Annotated in this window: 20 protein-coding genes; 19 read left to right on the top strand and 1 reads right to left on the bottom strand. The window is 65.9% G+C overall.

Translation table 11 applies throughout. The features are described 5' to 3' along the window. Nucleotides 1-112 precede the first annotated feature (112 nt). The 12 genes from edd (at nucleotide 113) to PVZ77_RS07745 (ending at nucleotide 13744) form a co-directional block, all read left to right on the top strand. On the top strand, nucleotides 113-1942 hold the full coding sequence (gene edd / locus PVZ77_RS07690; RefSeq protein WP_273806201.1) for a phosphogluconate dehydratase: 1830 nt from the start codon (nucleotides 113-115) through the stop codon (nucleotides 1940-1942). Beyond that, nucleotides 1939-2916, top strand: a complete 978-nt coding sequence (locus PVZ77_RS07695) for a glucokinase (RefSeq protein ID WP_133860875.1) — start codon at nucleotides 1939-1941, stop codon at nucleotides 2914-2916. The genes edd and PVZ77_RS07695 overlap by 4 nt, the downstream gene beginning before the upstream one ends. Nucleotides 2917-3018: 102 nt before the next feature. Further along, a complete protein-coding gene (locus tag PVZ77_RS07700) occupies nucleotides 3019-3759 on the top strand; it encodes a response regulator (RefSeq protein WP_273806202.1) in 741 nt (246 codons plus the stop codon). Beyond that, the gene (locus PVZ77_RS07705) at nucleotides 3749-5197 is read left to right on the top strand and encodes an ATP-binding protein (protein WP_273806203.1); all 1449 of its coding nucleotides are present in this window, start codon (nucleotides 3749-3751) and stop codon (nucleotides 5195-5197) included. Before PVZ77_RS07700 ends, PVZ77_RS07705 begins: the two co-directional genes overlap by 11 nt. Nucleotides 5198-5321: 124 nt before the next feature. Beyond that, entirely contained in the window at nucleotides 5322-6584 is a 1263-nt protein-coding gene (locus PVZ77_RS07710) for an ABC transporter substrate-binding protein (protein ID WP_273806204.1), read from the top strand. A 133-nt stretch (nucleotides 6585-6717) separates the two neighbouring features. Next, nucleotides 6718-7635, top strand: a complete 918-nt coding sequence (locus PVZ77_RS07715; RefSeq protein ID WP_058792075.1) for a carbohydrate ABC transporter permease — start codon at nucleotides 6718-6720, stop codon at nucleotides 7633-7635. Then, the gene (locus PVZ77_RS07720; protein WP_007158674.1) at nucleotides 7628-8458 is read left to right on the top strand and encodes a carbohydrate ABC transporter permease; all 831 of its coding nucleotides are present in this window, start codon (nucleotides 7628-7630) and stop codon (nucleotides 8456-8458) included. Before PVZ77_RS07715 ends, PVZ77_RS07720 begins: the two co-directional genes overlap by 8 nt. A gap of 11 nt (nucleotides 8459-8469) precedes the next feature. Continuing rightward, nucleotides 8470-9570 carry an ABC transporter ATP-binding protein gene (locus PVZ77_RS07725; RefSeq protein ID WP_273806205.1) on the top strand — a complete coding sequence of 367 codons (1101 nt, stop codon included), beginning with the start codon at nucleotides 8470-8472 and terminating at the stop codon, nucleotides 9568-9570. Nucleotides 9571-9698: 128 nt separating this feature from the next. Then, nucleotides 9699-10604, top strand: a complete 906-nt coding sequence (locus PVZ77_RS07730) for a carbohydrate kinase family protein (RefSeq protein ID WP_273806206.1) — start codon at nucleotides 9699-9701, stop codon at nucleotides 10602-10604. 40 nt (nucleotides 10605-10644) lie between these two features. After that, nucleotides 10645-11856 (top strand): AGE family epimerase/isomerase, encoded by a 1212-nt coding sequence (locus tag PVZ77_RS07735; RefSeq protein WP_273806207.1) that lies wholly within the window; start codon nucleotides 10645-10647, stop codon nucleotides 11854-11856. A gap of 221 nt (nucleotides 11857-12077) precedes the next feature. After that, entirely contained in the window at nucleotides 12078-13478 is a 1401-nt protein-coding gene (locus PVZ77_RS07740; protein ID WP_273806208.1) for a carbohydrate porin, read from the top strand. A 92-nt stretch (nucleotides 13479-13570) separates the two neighbouring features. Then, nucleotides 13571-13744: a DUF1289 domain-containing protein gene (locus PVZ77_RS07745; protein ID WP_183629732.1), complete on the top strand. Its 174-nt coding sequence runs from the start codon at nucleotides 13571-13573 to the stop codon at nucleotides 13742-13744. A gap of 89 nt (nucleotides 13745-13833) precedes the next feature. Here PVZ77_RS07745 and PVZ77_RS07750 read toward each other — a convergent pair whose 3' ends face one another. Then, complete coding sequence (locus PVZ77_RS07750; protein ID WP_273806209.1) at nucleotides 13834-14709, bottom strand: LysR family transcriptional regulator; 876 nt, start codon at nucleotides 14707-14709, stop codon at nucleotides 13834-13836. 141 nt (nucleotides 14710-14850) lie between these two features. Here PVZ77_RS07750 and leuC point away from each other — a divergent pair, with 141 nt between their 5' ends. From leuC to PVZ77_RS07785, 7 genes are all read left to right on the top strand, one after another. Beyond that, the gene (gene leuC / locus PVZ77_RS07755) at nucleotides 14851-16275 is read left to right on the top strand and encodes a 3-isopropylmalate dehydratase large subunit (RefSeq protein WP_273806210.1); all 1425 of its coding nucleotides are present in this window, start codon (nucleotides 14851-14853) and stop codon (nucleotides 16273-16275) included. Nucleotides 16276-16286: 11 nt separating this feature from the next. Further along, the gene (leuD, locus tag PVZ77_RS07760; RefSeq protein WP_273806211.1) at nucleotides 16287-16931 is read left to right on the top strand and encodes a 3-isopropylmalate dehydratase small subunit; all 645 of its coding nucleotides are present in this window, start codon (nucleotides 16287-16289) and stop codon (nucleotides 16929-16931) included. A gap of 45 nt (nucleotides 16932-16976) precedes the next feature. Beyond that, a complete protein-coding gene (locus PVZ77_RS07765) occupies nucleotides 16977-17741 on the top strand; it encodes a class I SAM-dependent methyltransferase (RefSeq protein ID WP_273806212.1) in 765 nt (254 codons plus the stop codon). Nucleotides 17742-17760: 19 nt separating this feature from the next. Then, nucleotides 17761-18843 carry a 3-isopropylmalate dehydrogenase gene (leuB, locus tag PVZ77_RS07770; protein ID WP_273806213.1) on the top strand — a complete coding sequence of 361 codons (1083 nt, stop codon included), beginning with the start codon at nucleotides 17761-17763 and terminating at the stop codon, nucleotides 18841-18843. Nucleotides 18844-18899: 56 nt separating this feature from the next. Next, the gene (asd, locus tag PVZ77_RS07775) at nucleotides 18900-20012 is read left to right on the top strand and encodes an aspartate-semialdehyde dehydrogenase (protein ID WP_133860861.1); all 1113 of its coding nucleotides are present in this window, start codon (nucleotides 18900-18902) and stop codon (nucleotides 20010-20012) included. 77 nt (nucleotides 20013-20089) lie between these two features. After that, nucleotides 20090-21085, top strand: coding sequence for an aspartate-semialdehyde dehydrogenase (locus PVZ77_RS07780; protein WP_273806214.1), 996 nt, complete (start codon nucleotides 20090-20092; stop codon nucleotides 21083-21085). A gap of 123 nt (nucleotides 21086-21208) precedes the next feature. Continuing rightward, on the top strand, nucleotides 21209-23884 hold the full coding sequence (locus PVZ77_RS07785; protein ID WP_273806215.1) for a FimV/HubP family polar landmark protein: 2676 nt from the start codon (nucleotides 21209-21211) through the stop codon (nucleotides 23882-23884). Nucleotides 23885-23901 lie beyond the last annotated feature (17 nt).

Raw genomic sequence — 23901 nt, forward strand, 5'->3', positions numbered from 1 at the left:
GTTTTGTTGTAAAAAACATTACACATGACGCGTGCTAAGCGGAATAATAGCGCCAATTTGGCTGTGAATGTTTGAAATAACAACAAATTTAGCCCGGTGGAGAATCGAAACCATGCATCCTCGCGTCCTCGAAGTCACACAGCGGTTGGTGGAACGCAGTCGTCCGACCCGTGAGCGTTACCTCGCTATGATCCGGGCCGCCGCCAGCGACGGTCCGCAGCGCGGCAAGCTGCAATGCGCCAATTTCGCCCATGGCGTCGCCGGGTGTGGATCCTCGACGGATAAGCAGCGCCTCCGTTTGATGGACCAGGCCAACGTCGCCATCGTTTCCAGCTACAACGACATGTTGTCGGCTCACCAGCCCTATGAGCACTATCCGGAGCTGATCAAGCAGGCGCTGCGCGAGATCGGCTCCGTCGGTCAGTTCGCCGGTGGCATGCCGGCCATGTGCGACGGCGTGACCCAGGGCGAGGCCGGCATGGAGCTCAGCCTGGCGAGTCGTGAAGTCATCGCCATGTCCACCGCCGTGGCCCTGTCGCACAACATGTTCGACGCCGCGCTGCTGCTGGGCATCTGCGACAAGATCATCCCCGGCCTGATGATCGGCGCGCTGCGCTTCGGCCATCTGCCGATGATCTTCGTCCCGGGCGGCCCCATGCCATCGGGCATCTCCAACAAGGAGAAGGCGCGCGTGCGCCAGGCCTTCGCCGAGGGCAAGGCGACTCGCGAAGAGTTGCTTGAATCCGAGATGAAGTCCTACCACAGCCCTGGCACCTGCACCTTCTATGGCACCGCCAACACCAATCAGGTGGTGATGGAGGTCATGGGCCTGCACCTGCCGGGTTCCTCCTTCGTCAATCCCTACACCCCGCTGCGTGACGAACTCACCCGCGAGGCCGCGCGCCAGGTGACCCGCATCACCCATCAGGGCGGTAACTTCATGCCGCTGGGCGAGATCGTCGACGAGAAGTCCATCGTCAACTCGGTGGTAGCCCTGAGCGCCACCGGTGGCTCGACCAACCACACCCTGCACATCCCGGCCATCGCCCAGGCCGCCGGTATCCAGCTGACCTGGGACGACATGGCCGAGATCTCTGCGGTCACCCCGACCCTGGCCCAGGTCTATCCCAACGGCAAGGCCGACGTGAACCACTTCCATGCCGCCGGCGGCGTCAACTTCATGGTGCACACCCTGCTCGAAGCCGGACTGCTGCACGAAGACGTCAACACCATCATGGGCCGTGGCCTGTCGCGCTATCTGCAGGAACCCTTCCTGGTGGACGGCAAGCTGGAGTGGCGCACCGGCCGGGCCGAAAGCCTGGACGAGGACATCCTGCGTCCGGCCAGCCGGCCGTTCAACGAGGAGGGCGGCCTGCGCGTCATGCAGGGCAACCTCGGGCGTGGCGTGATGAAGGTGTCGGCGGTGGCGCCCAAGCACCAGGTGGTGGAGGCCCAGGCGCGGGTCTTCCATGACCAGAGCGAAATGGCGGCTGCCTTCAAGGCCGGTGAGCTGGAACGCGACTTCGTCGCGGTGGTACGTTTCCAGGGGCCCAAGGCCCTGGGCATGCCCGAGTTGCACAAGCTCACCCCCTACCTCGGCGTGCTGCAGGATCGCGGCTTCAAGGTGGCGCTGGTCACCGACGGCCGCATGTCCGGTGCCTCGGGCAAGGTCCCGGCGGCGATCCACGTCTGCCCGGAAGCCATCGATGGCGGTCCGCTGGCCAAGGTCTGTGACGGCGATCTCATCCGCGTCGATGGGCGTACCGGAGAGCTGAAGATTCTGGTCCCGGCGGACGAATGGATGGCCCGCGAGGCGGTCGAAGCGCCCCAGGGCACCGGGGTAGGCTGTGGTCGTGAGTTGTTCGCCTTCATGCGCGGCGCCATGAGCACGGCTGAATCGGGTGCCAGTGCATTCACTTCCAGCCTGGAGGCGCTGAAATGAGTTTGGCTTTGGTTGGCGACATCGGGGGCACCAATGCCCGCTTCGCCCTGTGGCGCGACGGTCGCCTGGAGGCCATCGAGGTCTTCGCCTGTGCGGATTACGCCTGTCCGGAAGACGCCGTGCGCAAGTACCTGGCGCAGAGCGGCGTGGCGCTGGATGACATCACCGCCGTGTGCCTCGCCTGTGCGGGCCCGGTGGGCGAGGGTGACTTCCGCTTCACCAACAATCACTGGGTGATCAAGCGCGAGCAGTTCTGCCGCGAGCTGGGCCTGACCCATCTGCTGCTGATCAACGACTTCACCTCCATGGCCTGGGCGATCGCCCGCCTGGATCCGGCGGACTCCGTCCAGGTGCGCGATGGCATCGCCTTGCCGACCCGCCCGCGCCTGGTGATCGGGCCGGGCACCGGCCTGGGTCTCGCCAGCCTGGTACCGAGTGGCAAGGATCGCTGGATCGTGCTGCCGAGCGAGGGCGGTCACGTCGACCTGCCGATCAACACCCAGCGCGAATTCGATATCTGGAAGATCCTCAAGCGCCAGTTCGGCAATCACGTCTCCGCGGAGCGCGTGGTGTCCGGCAGCGGCCTGGTCAACCTCTATCACGCCAGTTGCGAACTGGACGGCCGGACCGCCGCCCTGCACAGCGCGGCGGACATCTGCGAGCTGGCGCTCAAGGGTGACCCCTATGCCGACGCCGTGCTGGAGCAGTTCTTCATCTGGCTGGCGCGGGTCGCCGGCAACGCGGCCCTGACCCTGGGCGCCCTGGGTGGCGTCTACATCGCCGGCGGCATCCTGCCGCGCTTCGTCGAGCGCTTCCAGAGCGGGGCCTTCGCCCATGCCTTCGCCGACAAGGGCAAGACCAGCAGCGCCTACCTCAAGGACATCCCGGCCTGGCTGGTGACCGCCGAGTATCCGGGCCTGTTCGGTGCCGGCGTCGCCCTGGACCAGACCATCGCCGAGGCGCGTCAGGTCTGATCCGCTGGGGCCGGGCGACTACTCAAGGTCGCCCGGCCCCGGTATGCTGCCGGCACTACCGGTAGCTGGCCCCTGGCCAGAACAACAAGAGCGAACATCGCCATGTCCACCCTGGGCAAATCCCTCCTGGTCGTCGACGACGACGGGGAAATCCGTGAGCTGCTCGACGCCTACCTCACCCGTGCCGGCTATCTGGTGCGCGCCGTCGGCGATGGCCGCGAATTGCGCCGGGCGCTGGGCGACTTCGTCCCCGATCTGCTGATCCTCGACGTCATGCTCCCCGGCGAAGACGGCTTCGCCCTCTGCCGCTGGATGCGCGAGCAGTCCAGTTGCCGCCAGGTCCCCATCATCATGCTCACCGCCAGTTCCGACGAGGCGGATCGGGTCATCGGCCTGGAACTGGGCGCCGACGACTACCTGGGCAAGCCCTTCAGCCCGCGCGAACTGCTGGCGCGCATCAAGGCGCTGCTGCGCCGTGCCGGCTTCGGCGAGACGCGCCCGGCGGCCACCGGTCTGCTGACCTTCGACGACTGGCGCCTGGATCCGGTCAGTCACCGGCTGTTCCATCGCGATGGCGAGGAAGTGATCCTCTCCGGCGCCGATTTCACCCTGCTCAAGCTGTTTCTCGACCATCCCCAGCAGATCCTCGATCGCGACACCATCGCCAATGCCACCCGCGGCCGCGAGGTGCTGCCGCTGGAGCGCATCGTCGACATGGCGGTCAGTCGCCTGCGTCAACGGCTGAGAGACACCGGCAAGTCGCCGCGGCTGATCCGCACCGTGCGCGGTTCCGGCTACCTGCTCGCCGCCGAGGTCTGCGGACTGGTCGCCGATGCGGTGTAGCGGTCCGCTCGTGCGGCTGGTGCCACGCTCCCTGCTGGCGCGGATGCTGCTGCTGACCCTGCTGGCGGTGCTCCTGGCCCAGGGCGCCTCGGCGCTGTTCTGGTCGGCGTCCCTGCGCAGCGACCGCAACCAGGGCCTGCAGACCGCCGCCCGCAGCCTGGGCTATTCCATCGCCGCCAGCGTGCGCTATTTCAGCCTGCTGCCGCCGGCCTATCGGCCACTGGTGCTGGAGCAGTTGCGCAACATGGGCGGCACGCGCTTCTTCGTCTCACTCAACGAAAAACCGCTGACGATGCAGGCGCTGCCGGACACCCCCGGCCGCCGGGCGGTGCTCCAGGGGGTCGAGGCGGTGCTGCGCGAGCGCCTGGGCGCGGCCATGCCCATGTATGTGGAATTCATCGGTCCCCAGCAGCTGCGGCTGTTCAACGGCGCCGTGGCGCTCGACGAACTGCCGCGCTCCTGGGCGCACTATGCCCTGAGTCTGGAGCCGCTGGAGCCGCCGGTGCTGGTGACCCAGATCCGCATCGGCGAAGGGGAGTGGGTGTACCTGGCCACGCTGATGCCAGCGCCTTACTACAGCCTGGACGAGTCCTGGCTGCCCTTGCAGCAGCTGCTGTTCATGGTCTTCAGCAGCGCCTTCCTGCTGCTGTTCATCGGCCTGCTGATCCGCTGGCAGAGTCGTCCGCTCAAACGGCTGTCGCGTGCCGCGCGGGAGCTGTCGCTGGAGGTCCATACGCCGCCGGTGCGCGAGGAGGGCGCCCAGGAGATCCGCGAGGTCACCCGCGCCTTCAATGCCATGCGCGAACGCATCGCCCGCTACCTGGACGAGCGCGCCCAGCTGTTCAGCGCCATCTCCCACGATCTGCGTACCCCCATCACCCGGCTGCGCCTGCGCGCCGAGCTGGTGGACGACGAGGTGATGCAGGCCAAGCTGGTGCGCGATCTCGACGAGCTGGATCTGCTGGTCAAGGGTGCCCTGCAGTGCGTCAAGGACACCGACATCCACGAGAACCTGGAACCGGTCGACCTGCAGGCACTGCTGGAACAGCTGGTGGAGCCCTTCACCCAGGAGCAGCCCCCGCGGGTGCGCCTCACCGGAGAAGCCCGGGGTACCCTGCTGGGCAAGCCACTGGCGCTCAAGCGCTGCATCGGCAATCTGCTGGACAACGCCCTCAAGTATGGCTATCGCGCCCACCTGCAGGTGGAAGACGACGGCCATGCCTTCGTCCTGCACGTCGACGACGAAGGGCCGGGGGTGCCGGAGCAGGAACTGGAGCAGGTGTTCCAGCCCCATGTCCGCCTGGCCACCGACCGCCATGGCTACGGCCTGGGCCTGGGCATCGCCCGCAACCTGGCTCACGCCCATGGTGGCGAAGTGGAGCTGCGCAATCGCCGCGAGGGCGGTCTGCGGGTCACCCTGACCCTGCCGCGCAGCTAGGCGTCTGGCTTCCGCTATGTCACCAGTCCGTGACAAAACTCCTTCCCTTCGTTACCCACGGCCGCAGTCGTCTGACTAGACTTGGCCCAGCTCCAATAAAAAAACAACAAGGAACGACCCTCTCATGAATGCGTTGAATCGTCTCGCTCTCGCCGTTTCCCTTTCCTGCGCCGCGCTCGCCGCCCCCCTGACCGCCCATGCCGGTGAGGTCGAGGTGCTGCACTGGTGGACCTCCGGTGGCGAGGCTCGCGCCGTCGATGTCCTCAAGCAACTGATGCAGAAGCAGGGCGATACCTGGAAGGACTTCGCCGTGGCCGGTGGCGCCGGCGAGGCCGCCATGACCGTGCTCAAGACCCGCGCCGTCTCCGGCAATCCGCCATCCGCCGCCCAGCTGAAAGGCCCCGACATCCAGGAATGGGCCAGCATGGGCTTCCTGGCTGACATCAGCGACATCGCCAAGCAGGGCAACTGGGACACCATCCTGCCCAAGCGCGTGGCCCAGACCATGCAGCACGATGGCGAGTACGTCGCCGTGCCGGCCGGCATCCACCGCATCAACTGGCTGTGGATCAACCCCGCCGTCTTCAAGAAGGCCGGCGCCAAGGTCCCCACCACCCTGGACGAATTCTTCGAGGCCGCCGACAAGCTCAAGGCCGCCGGCGTCGTGCCCCTGGCCCATGGTGGCCAGAACTGGCAGGACGGCACCATCTTCGAATCCCTGGTCATGGCTATCATGGGTCCGGAAGGCTACGACAAGGTCTTCGTGCAGACCGATGCCGACACCATCCGCAGCGACAAGATGGTCGAGGTGTTCAAGACCTTCAAGCGCATCAAGGGCTATGTCGATCCCAATGCCGCCGGTCGCGACTGGAACCTGGCCACCGCCATGGTCATCGAGGGCAAGGCGGGCATGCAGATCATGGGCGACTGGGCCAAGGCCGAATTCACCGCCGCCGGCAAGAAGCCGGGCGTCGACTACGAGTGCGTGGTGATGCCGGGCACCCAGGGCGACTTCATCTACAACATCGACTCCCTGGCCATGTTCAAGATCAAGAACAAGGACAACCAGAAGGCCCAGGACGACCTGGTGCGCACCGTCATCGACAAGCCCTTCCAGGAGGTATTCAACCTCAACAAGGGCTCCATCCCGGTGCGTAACGACATCGACCTGGCCAAGTTCGACAGCTGCGCCCAGCAGTCCGCCAAGGACTTCCAGGCGGCCAATGCCGATGGCAAGGCCGAGCCGAGCATGGCGCACAGCATGGCCAACACCAGCTATGTGCAGGGTGCGATCTTCGACGTGGTGACCAACTTCTTCAACGACGCCAACGCCGATCCGAAGAAGGCCACCGAGCAACTGGTCGCTGCCATCCAGGCCGCCAAGTAAGGTCAATCGCGACCATGGCGGTCCGCCGCTGCGGCCGCTCCTGCAGACGCCTGATCGAGCTGTAGGAGCGGCCCATGGCCGCGATCATCCAGCTACCTGACGCCAAGATAATACCACCCCTTGGGAGCGCCCCATGGCTCTTACCGAAACCCTTCCCGTCGCGACCGTCAGTCGACGCCCGGACCGGCTGCAGCGCCTGCTGCCCAAGCTGGTGCTGGCGCCCACGGCCATCGCCATGGTTGTCTGCCTCTATGGCTACATGCTCTGGACGGCGGTGATCTCCTTTACCAACTCGCGCTTCCTGCCCAGCTACAACTTCGCCGGCTTCGCCCAGTACGCGCGACTCATGGAAAACGATCGCTGGCTGGTGGCCTGCAAGAACCTGGCGATCTTCGGTGGCCTGTTCATCCTGTTGAGCCTGGCCATCGGAGTCTTCTTCGCCATCCTGCTGGACCAGCGCATCCGCCGCGAAGGCTTCATCCGCACCATCTACCTCTATCCCATGGCGCTGTCGATGATCGTCACCGGCACCGCCTGGAAATGGCTGCTCAACCCCGGCATGGGGCTGGACAAGCTGTTGCGCGACTGGGGCTGGGAAGGCTTTCGCTTCGACTGGCTGGTGGATCCCGACCGGGTCATCTACTGCCTGCTGATCGCCGCCCTCTGGCAGGCCTCGGGCTTCGTCATGGCCATGTTCCTCGCCGGTCTGCGCGGCGTGGATTCCTCCATTCTGAGAGCCGCCCAGGTCGACGGGGCAGGGCTGCCGACCATCTACCTGCGCATCGTCCTGCCCAGCCTGCGGCCGGTGTTCTTCAGCGCGGTGATGATCCTCGCCCACATCGCCATCAAGAGCTTCGACCTAGTCATGGCCATGACCGCGGGCGGTCCCGGCTACGCCTCGGACCTGCCGGCGGTGTTCATGTACCAGCACACCTTCACCCGCGGCCAGATGGGCCTGGGTTCGGCCAGTGCGGTGCTGATGCTCGGCGCGGTGCTGGCGGTGCTGGTGCCCTACCTCTACTCGGAATTGCGGAGCAAGCGAAATGGCTAAGGCTCTGAACGTCAATCGCGTGGCCATCCACGCTACCCTGATCATCGCCTGCGCGGTCTATCTGGTGCCGCTGCTGGTGATGCTGCTGACCAGCTTCAAGACCCCGGACGACGTCCGCACCGGCAACCTGCTGAGCCTGCCCCTGGACTGGACGATCATCGGCTGGCTCAAGGCCTGGGACGTGGTGCACAGCTACTTCTGGAACTCCTTCATGATCACCGTCCCGGCGGTGCTCATCTCCACCTTCATCGGCGCGCTCAACGGCTACGCCCTGTCGAAGTGGCAGTTCCGCGGTTCGAATCTGCTGTTCAGCCTGCTGCTGTTCGGCTGCTTCATTCCCTTCCAGGTGATCCTGCTGCCGATGTCCTTCACCCTCGGCCAGCTGGGCCTGGCCAACACCACCGCCGGCCTAGTGCTGGTGCACGTGATCTACGGCCTGGCCTTCACCACGCTGTTCTTCCGCAACTACTACGTGGGCATCCCCGATGCCCTGATCAAGGCGGCGCGGTTGGACGGGGCGGGCTTCTTCACCATCTTCTTCAAGATCCTGCTGCCGCTGTCCACGCCGATCGTGATGGTCAGCCTGATCTGGCAGTTCACCCAGGTATGGAACGACTTCCTGTTCGGCGTGGTGTTCGCCAGCGGCTCGTCGCAGCCCATCACCGTGGCCCTGAACAACCTGGTCAACACCAGCACCGGCGCGAAGGAATACAACGTCGACATGGCCGCCGCCATGATCGCCGCGCTGCCGACGCTGCTGGTCTACATCTTCGCTGGCAAGTATTTCGTCCGGGGCCTGACCTCGGGCGTGGTCAAAGGATAAGGAAGGCCACCATGGCAGCTCTCGAACTCAAAAGCGTACGCAAGACCTACGGCAACGCCGCCCAGGAAGCCCTCAAGGGCATCGACATCCGCATCGACGCGGGTCAGTTCCTCATCCTGGTGGGCCCCTCCGGCTGTGGCAAATCCACCCTGATGAACGCCATCGCCGGCCTGGAAGACATCAGCAGCGGCGCCATCTGCCTGGACGGCGAGGACGTCACCCAGGTCGAGCCCAAGGACCGGGACATCGCCATGGTGTTCCAGTCCTACGCCCTGTATCCGACCATGACCGTGCGCGAGAACATCGCCTTCGGCCTGAAGATCCGCAAGACGCCCAGGGAGCAGATCGACGCCGAGGTGGCGCGGGTCAGCAAGCTGCTGCAGATCGAGCACCTGCTCGAGCGCAAGCCGGCGCAGCTCTCCGGTGGCCAGCAGCAGCGGGTGGCCATGGGTCGCGCCCTGGCGCGCCGGCCCAAGCTCTATCTGTTCGACGAGCCGCTGTCCAACCTCGACGCCAAGCTGCGGGTGGAGATGCGCACCGAGATCAAGCTGATGCACCAGCGCCTGCAGACCACCACCGTCTACGTTACCCACGACCAGATCGAAGCCATGACCCTGGGCGATCGGGTCGCGGTGATGAAGGATGGCGAGGTGCAGCAGTTCGGTACTCCGGAGGAGATCTACAACGATCCGGCCAATCTCTTCGTCGCCAGCTTCATCGGCTCGCCGCCGATGAACTTCGTGCCGGTGCGTCTGGAAGCGCGCGAGGGCAGGGTGGTCGCCCGCGTCACCGGCGATACCGGCGACAGCCAGGTGGATTTGCCCGATCTGGATCCGGCGCTCGCGGGCCGAGAGGCTATCCTTGGGGTGCGTCCGGAGCAGATCCAGTCGGCGCATCCGGCGGACAACGCGGTGCCAGGCATCCTGACGCGGGTCCAGGTGGTCGAGCCGACCGGTCCCGACACCCTGCTGTATGCCGAATGGAACGGCACCAAGGTCTGCTGCCGGGTCGCTCCGGGCGAAGCGCCGCGGGCCGGCGACCAGGTGCTGTGGCGGATCGATTCGCGACGGGCGGTGCTGTTCGATCCTGCGAGCGGTCGCCGACTTTCTTGAACGTAGCTCATGGCTGAAACGTTACAGCAATGGTAAGGTCCGCCCGCCGCCGCGCCTGACGTCGGGTCGCGGCCCTACCAGAGGCCAGGAGTGCATCTCCGGCCGCCGTGACAGACAGGAGAACAACAATGGCACTACCCCGCGTCGTGGTCTTTGGCGAAGCCCTCACCGACATCGTCCAGGGTAATCCTGGCGAATGGCGGGGTTATCCGGGCGGTGCTCCCTGGAACGTGGCGCGTGGCCTGGCACGGCTGGGCGTGGCAAGCGCCTTCGGCGGCGCCATCAGCCAGGACGGTCTGGGTGACGAGATCGCCTGGCAGTCGGAAACCGCCGGCCTCGATACCCGCTTCCTGCAGCGCGTCGCCGCCGATCCGCTGGTGGCCATCGTGCCGTCGAGCCGTCCGCCGCGCTATTTCTTCGCCGGCGAAGCCGATCTCCAGTTCGACCCGGCGCTGCTGCCCGAAGGCTGGCTGGAGGCCGCCGAGGTCTGCCATTTCAGCTGCATCAGCCTGGCTCGTTATCCGCTGGCCGACACCCTGCTGGACCTGGCCCGCCAGGCCAAGGCCGCTGGCAAGCGCCTGAGCTACGATCCCAACTGGCGCAACCTGATGGACGATCGCTATCGCCAGCAGACCTTCCCTGAGCTGGTGCGCCTGGCCGACGACATCAAGCTGTCCGACGAAGACATCCGCCAGATCTATCCGGGCCTGGACGAGCGCGCCGCGCTGGACGAATTGCGCGCCCTCAATCCCCATGCCCGCATCCTCTTCACCCGCGGCGAGCACGGCCTGGTGCTCTATACGCCGGAAGGCGAGTGGCAACAGGCCGCCATCGCCGTGGACGTGGCCGACACCGTGGGTGCCGGTGACGCCTGCATGGCCGGCTGGCTGGCCGCCGGCCTGCTGGGCCTGACCGATCTGCAGCAGCGCCTGAGATTCGCCGCGGCCAGTGCCTCGGTGTCCTGCCGCCATGCCGGCGCCTATGCGCCGACCCGTGCCGATGTCGAAGCCCTGCTGCAGGTGAGCCCTTACTAGACCGCTTTCCCACAACAACAATAGACGCCAAGGAAACCCGATGGACTTCCCCGATTTTCGTCGTCGCGACACCCTGCTGGAGCACGTCCGCCACACCCTGGCGTTCTACCATCCCCGCTGTGTCGATCCGCAGGGCGGCTTCTATCATTTCTTCAAGGACGACGGCACGGTCTACGATCGCCAGACCCGCCACCTGGTCTCCAGCACCCGCTTCGTCTTCGATTTCGCCATGGCCTACCGTCACTATGGCGATCCGGCCTTTCTGGAAGCGACCCGCCATGGCCTGAGATACCTGCGCGAGCGGCATCGCCAGGCCAACGGTGGCTATGCCTGGCTGCTCGACGGCGACAAAGTGGTGGATGGCACCAATCACTGCTATGGCTTGGCCTTCGTGGTGCTGGCCTACGCCCACGGCCTGCAGGCGGGCATCCAGGAAGCGCGCAACTGGCTGAGCGAAGCCTGGGAATCCCTGGAGACCCATTTCTGGCGTGAAGCCGATGGCCTCTATGTCGACGAGATCAGCGCCGACTGGCAGACCGTGGCGCCGTATCGCGGCCAGAACGCCAACATGCACGCCTGCGAAGCCTTGCTGGCCGCCTTCGAAGCCAGCGGCGAGGTGCGCTACCTGGATCGCGCCGAGACCCTGGCGCGCAACATGACCCAGCGTCAGGCGGCGCTGACCCAGGGGCAGGGCGGGGTGGCCGACGAGGTCCCCGGTGGCCTGGTCTGGGAGCACTACCACAGCGACTGGTCCATCGACTGGGACTACAACCGCGACGATCCGGCCAACCTGTTCCGGCCCTGGGGTTTCCAGCCGGGGCACCAGATCGAATGGGCCAAGCTGCTGCTGATCCTCGAGCGCCATCGCCCCCAGCCCTGGTTGCTGCCGCGGGCCCAGGCGCTGTTCGATGTCTCCTGGCGCCTGAGCTGGGATGGCGAGCACGGCGGTCTCTACTACGGCTTCGCCCCGGATGGCTCACCCTGCGATCCGGACAAGTACTTCTGGGTGCAGGCCGAGGCCCTGGCCGCCGCCGCGTTGCTCGCGGAGCGCAGTGGCAACGCCCGCTACTGGGAACACTATGAGGCGCTCTGGCGCTACAGCTGGACGCATTTCATCGATCACGAGCACGGCGCGTGGTGGCGTCTGCTCGACCGTCGGAACCACAAGTACTCCGACGACAAGAGTCCGGCCGGCAAGGTCGACTACCACACCATGGGTGCCTGTTACGAAGTCCTCAACGTCCTGCCGTAAGAAGCTGTATACGATCTCGCGAGCTAGAGCCAAACCAGGCGAAAAGGCCTGAGAAAGCGCAGTTTACGAATGCTAAATGAGCATTTCGACGGGGCTGGCCTTCCAGGGCCTTTTCAACGCCGTTTGGCCGACGCGCAGCAGATCGTTTACAGCTTCTAAGTATTAGAGACGCGGGTTTCGGGCCCAGAGTGTCATCACTTCAATAAAAAGGGATCTCAGTAATGAACAAGCAAAACCACAAGAATCGTCCGGGGCGCGCACTGCCCCTGGTATCGCTGCTGGCCCTGGCGGTCGCCGCGGGTGCCCAGGCGGCGCCCCAGGCCAATCCGGGTGGCAACTTCAGTGGCGTCAACAACACCGAGGCCGCCTTCGAGCCGCTGGGCAACACCATGACCGGTGACTGGGGTGGCGTGCGCAAGGACCTGCGCGACAAGGGCTGGGACATCAAGCTCGAATACGTCGGCGAGGGCGCGACCAACCTGCGTGGCGGCTACGACGACGACCGCACCGGGCGCTGGAGCTCCCAGTACATGTTCGGCCTCTGGGGCGACATGAACAAGATCGCCGGTTGGGAAAACTCGGTGTTCAAGCTGGCCATCACCTCCCGTGACGGCCGCAACCTGACCGACGACCGCATCACCGATCCGCGCGTGGGCGGCTACTCCTCGGTGCAGGAAGTCTACGGCCGTGGCCAGACCTGGCGTCTGACCCAGCTGTGGCTGTCCAAGGGCTTCTTCGACGGCCGTCTGGACATCAAGGCCGGTCGCTTCGGCGAAGGCGAGGACTTCAACTCCTTCGAGTGCGACTTCCAGAACCTGGCGTTCTGCGGTTCCCAGGTCGGCAACTGGGAAGGCGTCTGGTACAACTGGCCGGTCAGCCAGTGGGCCCTGCGCGTCAAGTACAGCCTGACCCCCGAGCTGTTCGTCCAGGTCGGTGCCTACGAGCAGAATCCGTCGCTGCTGGAAACCGGCAACGGCTTCAAGCTCAACGGCAGCGGCACCAAGGGTGCGGTCCTGCCGGTGGAAATGGTCTGGTCGCCCAAGGTCAACGGCCTGCCGGGCGAATACCGCGTTGGCTACTACTACAGCACCGCCGATGCCAACGATGTCTACGAAGACGTCAATGGCAACTCCGCCGCCCTTACCGGGCTGGATTACAAGGAGCACTCCAGCAAGCACGGCTACTGGGTCGTGGCGCGTCAGCAGATCACCGCGCACAACGATGATCCGAGCCGCGGCCTGTCGGTGTTCGCCAACTTCACCGCCCATGCCAAGGACGTCAACAAGGTCAGCAACTACGTCCAGGCCGGTCTGGTGTACAAGGGCCCCTTCGACGGTCGTCCCAAGGATGACATCGGCTTCGGCGTCGCGCGCATCAGCACCAACAGCGACTTCCGCGACAACCAGCGCGCCCTCAACCAGGCCGCCGGTGCCACCGACTACGATGATCCGGCCTACACGCCCCTGCAGCACAACGAGTACGACGCCGAGCTCTACTACGGCGTGCACGTGACCAACTGGCTGACCGTGCGCCCCAACCTCCAGTACATCAAGAGTCCGGGTGGCGTGCGTGAAGTTGACAATGCCGTGGTGGGCGGCCTGAAGGTTCAAGCGGTTTTCTAAATCGCCCCCATAGCCCGCCATCCTGCCGGATGGCGCTGGACAGGGCCCTGCAGTGGTTATACTGCAGGGCCTTTTTCATTTCCGAGGTTGCCGTGGGTAAGGTCGAAAGTCCCTGCATCAGCCAGTGCAAGATCAAGGACGAAGTCTGCCAGGGATGTGGCCGCAAACGCTCAGAGATCAAGGGCTGGAAGGAGCTGAAGGACCGCGAGCGCAAGGAAGTCATCGACAAGTCGAAGAAGCGCCTGAAAAAGCTCAAGAAGGGATAGGGCTGCCGTCGAACATCGTTATCGCGGCCATGGCCGCGATTGCCAATGTCGGAAACGCCTGCCTAATCAACAGGCATACCCCGAACCCGCTACTCCCGCTCCACCTCATCCAGCAATCCCATGAACGCCTGCGCCGCATTCGAATGGGTGCGCTCGGTATGCAGGATGTACCCCAGGCGCCGCTCCAACTGAATCCCCGGCAGCGGCAGCCGGCGTACCTGATCGTCCAGCAGGGTCCGCGGCAGCACGCTCCAGGCCAGGCCGATGGACACCAGCATCTTGATGGTCTCCAGGTAGTTGGTGCTCATGGCGATATTGGGTATCAGCCCCTGGGCATCGAACAATCCATGCACGATCAGCCGGGTAAAGGTATTGCCGCCGGGAAACACCGCCGGATGCCGCGCCACATCGGCCAGGGTGACCTCCGCCTGGTTCGCCAGCGGATGTTCGGGCGCCGCCACGAAATCCAGCGGATCGCTCCACACCGGCACCGCCTTGATCGGCGCCGCGGTCTGGGGCGCCAGGGTGATGATGGCCAGCTCCACCCGCCCATGCAGGATTTCGTCGTAGGCGGCTTCCGAATCGAGAAAGCGGATATCCAGGGCGACGTCGGGATAGTCCCGGGTGAAGCGCCTGAGGATCGGCGGCAACCGGTGCAGGCCGATGTGGTGACTGGTCGCCAGCGTCAGCCGGCCACCGATGGCACCATTGAGATTGGTCAGCGCCCGCCGGGTGTCATCGATCACGTCTAGAATCTGATAGGCGCGGGGGAGCAGGGCGCGTCCCGCCTCGGTCAGGCTGACCTCGCGCCCGATGCGATCGAACAGTCGCAGCCCCAGCTGCAGCTCCAGGGCCGCGATGCGCTTGCTCACCGCCGGCTGGGTCAGGTGCAGGCGCTCGCCAGCGTCGGAGAAGCCGCCGGTTTCGGCCACCGCGACAAAGGCGTTCAGATTGGCGAGGTCCAAGACGTCGAATTCCTGTTTGTTATGCGCTTCATGAAAAAGATGAATTTGTTTCATGCGAGCCTAGCGCGGTATCTTTGACCCCACAAGCACCAAGGGCATGCAAAGGCCCGTGCCGTTCCACGCCTGATGAGGAATCCACCCATGGCTGGCAAGACGCTCTACGACAAACTCTGGGATATGCACCTGGTCAAGCAGCGCGACGACGGTTCCGCGCTGCTCTACATCGACCGCCACATCATCCACGAGGTGACCTCGCCCCAGGCGTTCGAAGGCCTGCGTCTGGCCGGCCGCAAGCCCTGGCGCCTGGACGCCAACCTGGCGACCCCCGATCACAACGTGCCGACCACCCCCGATCGCAAGGAAGGTCTCGACTCCATCAAGGACGAGATCTCGCGCATCCAGGTCCGCACCCTGGACGAGAACTGCGACGACTTCGGCGTCACCCAGTTTAAGATGAACGACGTCCGCCAGGGCATCGTCCACGTGATCGGCCCGGAGCAGGGCGCCGTGCTGCCCGGCATGACCGTGGTCTGCGGTGACTCCCACACCTCCACCAACGGCGCCTTCGGTGCCCTGGCTCATGGCATCGGCACCTCCGAGGTCGAGCACGTGCTCGCCACCCAGTGCCTGGTGGCCAAGAAGATGAAGAACATGCGGGTGTTGGTAGAGGGCGAGTTGCCCTTTGGCGTCACCGCCAAGGACATCGTCCTCGCGGTCATCGGCAAGATCGGCACCGCCGGCGGTAACGGCCATGCCATCGAATTCGCCGGCAGCGCCATCCGCGCCCTGTCCATGGAAGGCCGCATGACCATCTGCAACATGTCCATCGAGGCCGGTGCCCGGGTCGGCATGGTGGCGGTGGACCAGACCACCATCGACTACGTCGAAGGCCGTCCCTTCGCGCCCACCGGTGCCGTCTGGGAGGCCGCCGTCGCCCAGTGGCGTGGCCTGGTGTCCGATGCCGACGCCCATTTCGACACCGTGGTCGAACTCGACGCCACCCAGCTCAAGCCACAGGTCAGCTGGGGCACCTCGCCGGAGATGGTCCTGGCCGTCGACCAGCAGGTGCCGGACCCGGCTCGTGAAGCCGATCCGGTCAAGCGCGGCTCCATCGAGCGCGCCCTGAAGTACATGGGCCTGAAGGCCAACCAGCCGATCACCGACATCGTGCTGGACCGCGTCTTCATCGGCTCCTGCACCAACTCCCGCATCGAGGACCTGCGCGCCGCCGCCGCCGTGGCCAAGGGCCGCAAGGTCGCCACCACCCTCAAGCAGGCACTGGTGGTGCCGGGCTCCGGCCTGGTCAAGGCGCAAGCCGAGCGCGAAGGCCTGGACAAGGTGTTCATCGAAGCCGGTTTCGAATGGCGTGAGCCGGGCTGCTCCATGTGCCTGGCGATGAACGCCGACCGCCTGGAGAGTGGCGAGCATTGCGCCTCTACCTCCAACCGCAACTTCGAGGGCCGCCAGGGTGCCGGTGGCCGTACCCACCTGGTGAGCCCGGCGATGGCCGCCGCTGCCGCCATCGCCGGTCGTTTCGTCGACGTCCGCGACTTCGCCAACGCCTGAGGAGCCTGACCATGCAAGCCTTTACCCAGCACACCGGTTTGGTCGCACCCCTGGATCGCGCCAACGTCGACACCGACCAGATCATTCCCAAGCAATTCCTCAAGTCGATCAAGCGCACCGGCTTCGGCCCGAACCTGTTCGACGAGTGGCGCTACCTGGACGTCGGCCAGCCCGGCCAGGACAACAGCAAGCGTCCGCTGAACCCCGAGTTCGTGCTCAACCAGCCGCGCTACCTGGGCGCCAGCATCCTCCTGGCGCGCGAGAACTTCGGCTGCGGTTCCAGCCGCGAACACGCGCCCTGGGCCCTGGATGGCTACGGCTTCCGTTCGGTGATCGCGCCGAGCTTCGCCGACATCTTCTTCAACAATAGCTTCAAGAACGGTCTGTTGCCGATCATCCTCAGCGATGCGGACGTCGACGAGCTGTTCCGCCAGGTCGAAGCCACCGAGGGCTACCAGCTGGTGGTCGATCTCGAGAGCCAGACCGTGCGCCGTCCCGATGGCGTGGCGCTGTCCTTCGAGATCGATGCCTTCCGCAAGCACTGCCTGCTCAACGGCCTGGACGACATCGGCCTGACCCTGCAGGATGCCGACGCCATCGGGAGTTTCGAAGCCCGCTATCGCCAGAGCAGTCCCTGGATGTTCCCCAGCGCCTGAACCCAGTCGCCGGTCCGCGAGGCCGGCACTCTTTCCGGAGGCTCCATGAGCGGTGACCACGAGCAACACGTACAGCAGCAATTCGGCGCCACCGCCGAGGCCTATCTGACCAGCGCCGTCCATGCCCAGGGCGCCGAGCTAGCCGAACTGCGCGACGCCGTGGCCCAGCGGGAAGGCGCCAAGGTGCTGGATCTCGGTTGCGGTGGCGGTCACGTCAGCTACAACGTGGCGCCGGTGGCCGGGCAGGTGATCGCCCTGGATCTGGCCGAGGAAATGCTCTCGGTGGTCAAGCGCAGCGCGGCCGAGCAGGGCCTGGACAACATCAGCGTCCAGCCCGGCATGGCCGAGCACCTGCCCTTCGGTGATGCCAGCTTCGACTTCGTCTTCAGCCGCTATTCGGCGCACCACTGGTGCGACATCGGCGCGGCCCTGCGCGAAGTGCGCCGGGTGCTGCGCCATGGCGGCGAGATGGCCATCATCGACGTGATCTCGCCGGCCAATCCGCGCCTGGATACCTACCTGCAGACGGTGGAAATCCTGCGCGACATCAGCCACGTGCGTGACTATTCCTTCGCCGAGTGGCACCGCCTGCTGGATATGGCCCGGCTGGGCGTGACCCGCTGCCGTCGCCAGCGCCTGCGCCTGGACTTCGCCAGCTGGACCGCGCGCATGCGCACCCCCGAGCCGCAGTGCCAGGCCATTCGCAGCCTGCAGAGCAAGATCGGCCAGGAAGTGCGCCAGTATTTCGAAATCGACCGCGACGGCTCCTTCACCGTCGACGTCATGGTTCTCTGGGCCCAGCCCATCTGATGTGAGACAGGAAAAGACAATGAGCAAGCAGATCCTCATCCTGCCGGGCGACGGCATCGGTCCGGAAATCATGGCCGAGGCGGTCAAGGTGCTGGAAGTGGTCAACCGCGACCATGACCTCGGCTTCGAACTGGTCCATGACGACCTGGGCGGCGCCGCCATCGATCGTTACGGCGTGCCCCTGGCCGATGAGACCCTGGCGCGCGCCCGCGTCGCCGATGCCGTGCTGCTTGGCGCCGTCGGCGGTCCCAAGTGGGACAAGCTCGAACGCGACATCCGTCCCGAGCGCGGTCTGCTGAAGATCCGTTCCGCCCTGGGCCTGTTCGGCAACCTGCGCCCGGCCATCCTCTATCCGCAACTGGCCGAGGCCTCGACCCTCAAGCCGGAAGTGGTCTCCGGCCTGGACATCCTCATCGTTCGTGAGCTGACCGGCGGCATCTACTTCGGCTCGCCGCGCGAGACCCGGGTGCTGGAGAACGGCGAGCGCCTGGCCTTCGATACCCTGCCGTACAGCGAAGGCGAGATCCGTCGCATCGCTCGCGTCGGCTTCGACATGGCCCGTCTGCGTGGCGGCAAGCTGTGTTCGGTGGACAAGGCCAATGTCCTTGAGTCCAGCCGCCTGTGGCGCGAAGTGGTGGAGGAGGTGGCCAAGGACTATCCGGACATCGAACTCAGCCACATGTACGTCGACAACGCCGCCATGCAGCTGGTCCGCGCACCCAAGCAGTTCGATGTCATCGTCACCGACAACATGTTCGGCGACATCCTCTCCGACGAAGCCTCGATGCTGACCGGTTCCATCGGCATGCTGCCCTCGGCGTCCCTGGATGCCCACAACAAGGGCATGTACGAACCCTGCCACGGCTCGGCACCCGACATCGCCGGCCAGGGCGTGGCCAACCCACTCGCGACCATCCTCTCGGTGGCCATGATGCTCAGGTACACCTTTGGCGCCGCCGCGGCGGCCGAGGCCATCGAGGCGGCGGTGGGCCAGGTGCTGGACCAGGGTCTGCGGACCGGCGACATCTGGTCGGAAGGCAAGCAGCGGGTCGGTACCCGCGAGATGGGCGAAGCAGTGGTCGCCGCCCTCGCAAGGCGTTAATCTGATCGGCCGCCGGGGGAGGCGGCCGTCCTCAAGACAATAAAGGTGCAGTAGCGATGAAACGTGTAGGTCTGATCGGTTGGCGTGGCATGGTGGGCTCCGTGCTCATGCAGCGCATGCTCGAAGAACGGGATTTCGACTTGATCGAGCCCGTTTTCTTCACCACCTCCAACGTTGGCGGCGAAGGCCCGGCCATCGGCAAGGGCGTGGCGCCGCTCAAGGATGCCTACAGCATCGACGAGCTCAAGACCCTCGACGTCATCCTCACCTGCCAGGGTGGCGACTACACCAGCGAGGTGTTCCCCAAGCTGCGCCAGGCCGGCTGGAAAGGCTACTGGATCGACGCGGCCTCCAGCCTGCGCATGCAGGATGACGCCGTCATCGTGCTGGACCCGGTCAATCGCCGCGTCATCGACCAGGCCCTGGCCGATGGCCGCAAGGACTTCATCGGCGGCAACTGCACCGTCAGCCTGATGCTGATGGCCCTGGGCGGGCTGTTCGAAGCCGGTCTGGTGGACTGGATGAGCGCCATGACCTACCAGGCCGCCTCCGGCGCCGGTGCCCAGAACATGCGCGAGCTGATCCGCCAGATGGGTGCGACCCACGCCGCCGTGGCCGACAGCCTGGCCGATCCCGCCAGCGCCATCCTCGACATCGACCGCCAGGTCGCCGAGACCCTGCGCAGCGAAGCCTTCCCCACCGAGCAATTCGGCGTCCCCCTGGCCGGCAGCCTGATCCCCTGGATCGACAAGGAACTGCCCAACGGCCAGAGCCGCGAGGAATGGAAAGCCCAGGCCGAGACCAACAAGATCCTCGGTCGCTTCAAGAATCCCATCCCGGTGGATGGCATCTGCGTGCGCATCGGCGCCATGCGCTGCCACAGCCAGGCGCTGACCATCAAGCTGAACAAGGACGTGCCGCTGTCCGACATCCACGGTCTGATCAGCCAGCACAATCCCTGGGTCAAGCTGGTGCCGAACAACCGCGAGGTCAGCATGCGCGACCTCACGCCAGCGGCCGTCACCGGCACCCTGAGCGTACCGGTCGGCCGGCTGCGCAAGCTGAACATGGGTTCCCAGTATCTGGGCGCCTTCACCGTGGGCGACCAGCTGCTGTGGGGCGCCGCGGAGCCACTGCGCCGCATGCTGCGGATCCTGCTGGAGCAGTGAGCCGACGGCTAAACGTTTGCCTATAGAGGAGGGCCGCCAGTAAAGTGCGGCCCTCTTTCGTTGCGGACCGTCCTATCATGACTGCCAGAGATATCGCCCTCGTCGGTGCCACCAGTGCCTACGGCGAAGCCATTCGCGAACTCCTCGACGAACGCGACGTGCCCCTCGGGCGACTGCACCTGCTCGCCAGCGGTGAGTCGGCGGGGCAGAATCTGCCCTTCCGAGGCAGCAATCTGCGCGTCACCGGCCTCGACGGCTTCGATTTCGCCCAGGTCGGCATCGTCATCCTTGCCGCGCCGGCCGCCGTGGTCGAAACCCTGCGGCCGCAACTGGTCGCTGCCGGTAGCGCCGTGCTCGATCTCAGCGGCGCCTCGGCCGCGCTGTCGGTGCTGCCACGCATCAATGGCGAACGCCTCGACCAGCTTCCGGTCGCCGTCTGGCTCGGCGTTCCCCTGGCAGCCGCCCAGGCCGCCGCCAGCGTGGCAGCCGTGCTCGCTCGCTTGAACGCACTCCATGATGCTTCCCTGACGGCGTGCCTGGCCGCCTCCGGCGCCGGCCGTGGTGGTGTCGAGGAATTGGCGCGTCAGGCCACCGAATTGCTCAACGGTCGACCGGTCGAGGCACGGCTGTTCGAAGGACAGCTGGCCTTCAATCTGCTCGGTCGCACCGGTGCAGCGACGGCGGATGGCTATACTGCCCAGGAACATCGCCTGCTGGATGAATGTCAGCAGGTGCTGGGGGCGACGTTGCCGGTGCTGGACGTCACCGCCGTGCAGGCGCCGGTGTTCTTCGGCGACAGCCTGGCGCTCAGCCTGAGGGGCCAGGCGCCCTGGGAGCTGGAGCAGGTGCTGGAGGCCCTGGGCGACGAGCCGGGCCTGGCGCTTGACGAAGAGCTCGATTGCCCGTCTGCCGTAGGCGATGCCCTGGGCCGGGAAGAGGTGCTGGTGGGGCGGGTGAGGCTGCATCCGCGGGATGCTCGAAGGCTGGAATGCTGGCTGGTGGCGGACAATGTCAGATTGTCGGCACTGACGGCCGTTCAGCTGGCCGAATTGTTGCTTAAACAGTCGGCCTAAAAGATACTTCGTGAAATGCTTCGCTCTTTTGGCTTGAGCAAAAGGGCAGTGGACGTGGCACGCAGCGATGGACACAGGCGCCCGCACGGTGGCGCGATCGACAGCTTCTAAAAAGGGACGGTCATGGTTCGAGTTCAGAAACTGGTGCGGGCAATTGCAGCGGCGAGCGCCTTGATGTCTGGCGCGGCCCAGGCCCTCAGCCTGGGGGAGATCCACCTTAATTCGGCCCTCAATCAGCCCTTCGATGCCACCATCGATCTGTCGGACCTGCGTGACCTCGGTACCGCCGAGTTGCGCCCCAATCTGGCGTCCGTCGAGGATTTCGGCAAGGCCGGTGTCGACCGCGCCTTCTTTCTCAACGATCTCAAGTTCACGCCGGAGGTGCGCAACGGGCGCACCGTCATCCGCGTGACCTCGGCGCGTCCGGTGCGTGAGCCCTATCTCAACTTCCTGCTGGAAGTGAACTGGCCGAGTGGCCGGATCCTGCGCGAGTACACCGTGCTGCTGGATCCGCCGCTCTATACCCCGCAGGCGGCGGCAGCGCCTTTCGCGCCCCAGGTGCCGGCCACGCCGCGAGCGCGCGCCAACACGCCGAGCGCACCGCGTCCGGCCACGCCGCCTGCCGCGCCAGCGCCGAGCGCGACCCAGACACCTGGCACCTACACCACCGAGCGGCGCGATACCCTCTGGGAAGTGGCGGCGCGCAATCGCCCGGCCTCCAGCGTCACCGTCGACCAGACCATGCTGGCGATCCAGGATCTGAATCCCGACGCCTTCATCGATCGCAACATCAACCTGATGAAGAGTGGTCAGGTGCTGCGCCTGCCCGATCAGGCCCAGGCCGGAACGCGCCCCCAGCGCGAGGCGGTGGCCGAGATCGCCCGCCAGACCCGTGCCTGGAAGCAGGGTGGTGACGGCGCACCCGCCGGTACGCCGCGCCGGCAGGTGGATGCTTCCGCCCAGCCGAGTGGCAACGAGGCGCCGGCACCCGCCGCACCCAAGGACAATCTCAAGCTGCTCTCCGGTCAGCCGTCCGGGCGCCCGGGCGAATCCGCCGGTGGCAAGGGGGGGGATCAGTCCCTTGCCGATCGCCTGGCGGTGACCCAGGAAAGCCTGGACACCACCCGCCGCGAGAACGAAGAACTCAAGAGTCGTCTGGGCGATCTGCAGTCGCAGCTCGACAAGCTGCAGAAGATCATGCAGCTCAAGGACGCCCAGCTGGCGCGGATGCAGGCCAACATGGCCAATCCCCAGGCCGCTGGCCAGCCGGCCCAGCCACCGGCGACGCCCGAAGCTGCGGCTCCGGTGACGCCTGCGCCGGCCGAGAACACCCCCACGCCTACGCCCCAGGAGCCGACCGCAGCTGCCCCGGTCGCTCCTGTCGACGCCTCTGCACCCACCACCCCGTCGCCGGCCAGTGAAGCGGGTACCGGCTCGGCGCCGCCCGCGGCCAGCGAGCCCAAGGTCATCCCGGTCACGCCGAGCACCCCGGCGACCGAACCGACTGAGGCCACCAACAGTTTCCTCGACGAGATCCTCAGCAATCCGCTCTGGCTCGGCATCATCGGCGGCAGCGCCCTGCTGGCGCTGCTGGTCCTGCTGATGATCAACTCGCGCCGCAATGCGGTGAAGGAGGCCGAGCGTGAGCGCGACGCCGAAGCCGCGCGCACCGATACCGTGTTCGACGCCGATCCCGAGCTCGGCGATCACCATGCCCTCGCCGGGCTGGAACTGAACCAGGGCAGTCAGGATGCGGCGCGTGACGCCGACGCCCAGGACGATGCCCTGGGTCAGGCCGACATTTACATGGCCTATGGCCGCTTCAGCCAGGCGGCCGAGGTGCTCAAGAAGGCCAGCGACCAGGAGCCCCATCGCGCCGATCTGCGCCTCAAGCTCATGGAAGTCTATGCCGAGATGGGCGACAAGGACGGCTTCCAGCGTGAAGAGCGCGAACTCAAGGAGATCGGCGGCGCCCAGCCGGCGGTCGAGCACCTGAAGTCGCGCTATCCGGCCATGGCCACCGTCGCGGTCGCCTCGGCTGCGGTCGGGGCCGCTGCGCTGGCCGCCGCCCACGAACTGAGCGAGGAGCAATCCCGCAACCAGGGCTTCACGGCCACCGAGGACAGCCAGGATTTCGATCTGTCCCTGGATGACTTCGGCACCGAGGATACCCAGGGCCATCAGCCGGCCGGTCCGGCGGAGGAGCCCTTGTTCGGCGAAGCCTTCGCCGATGCCCAGGCCAAGGCGGCCGACCCGCGTGATGATTTCGACTTCGATCTCAATTTCGATGCCGAACCCGCTGCCACGCCCGCGGCGACTCCGGCTGCCAAGGACGATGACTTCGCCCTGGACTTCAGCGAATTCGAGCGGCAGGGCGACCTGGCGCACGACGAGCCGGTCGCGGGTTCCAGTGCGGCTTCGGCCTTCGACGAGCCACTGGATGCGCCCACGCCGCCGGCGGCCGACGCCGATCTGCCCGCGAGTTTCGATCTGTCCGACTTCGACGACGAGCAACCGGCGCCCAAGCGCGAAAGCGACGAGGAATTCGCCGCCCGCCTGCAGGAGGCCTCTCGCCAGTTCGATGCGGAGACCACCACTGGCACGGCGGGTGGCGACGGTCTGGACGACTTCGACTTCCTGTCCGGCGAAGACGAAACCGCCACCAAGCTGGATCTGGCGCGCGCCTACATCGACATGGGCGATCCGGAAGGTGCCCGGGACATCCTCGACGAGGTGATTGCCGAGGGGAATGCCGGGCAGCAGCAGGAAGCCCGGGAGATCATCGCCCAGCTCAGCTGACCGCGGCCGGACTTGGC

Origin of the sequence: Pseudomonas sp. SHLD1 (genome assembly GCF_028640935.1) — a bacterium.
Classification (GTDB): domain Bacteria; phylum Pseudomonadota; class Gammaproteobacteria; order Pseudomonadales; family Pseudomonadaceae; genus Chryseomonas; species Chryseomonas aestiva.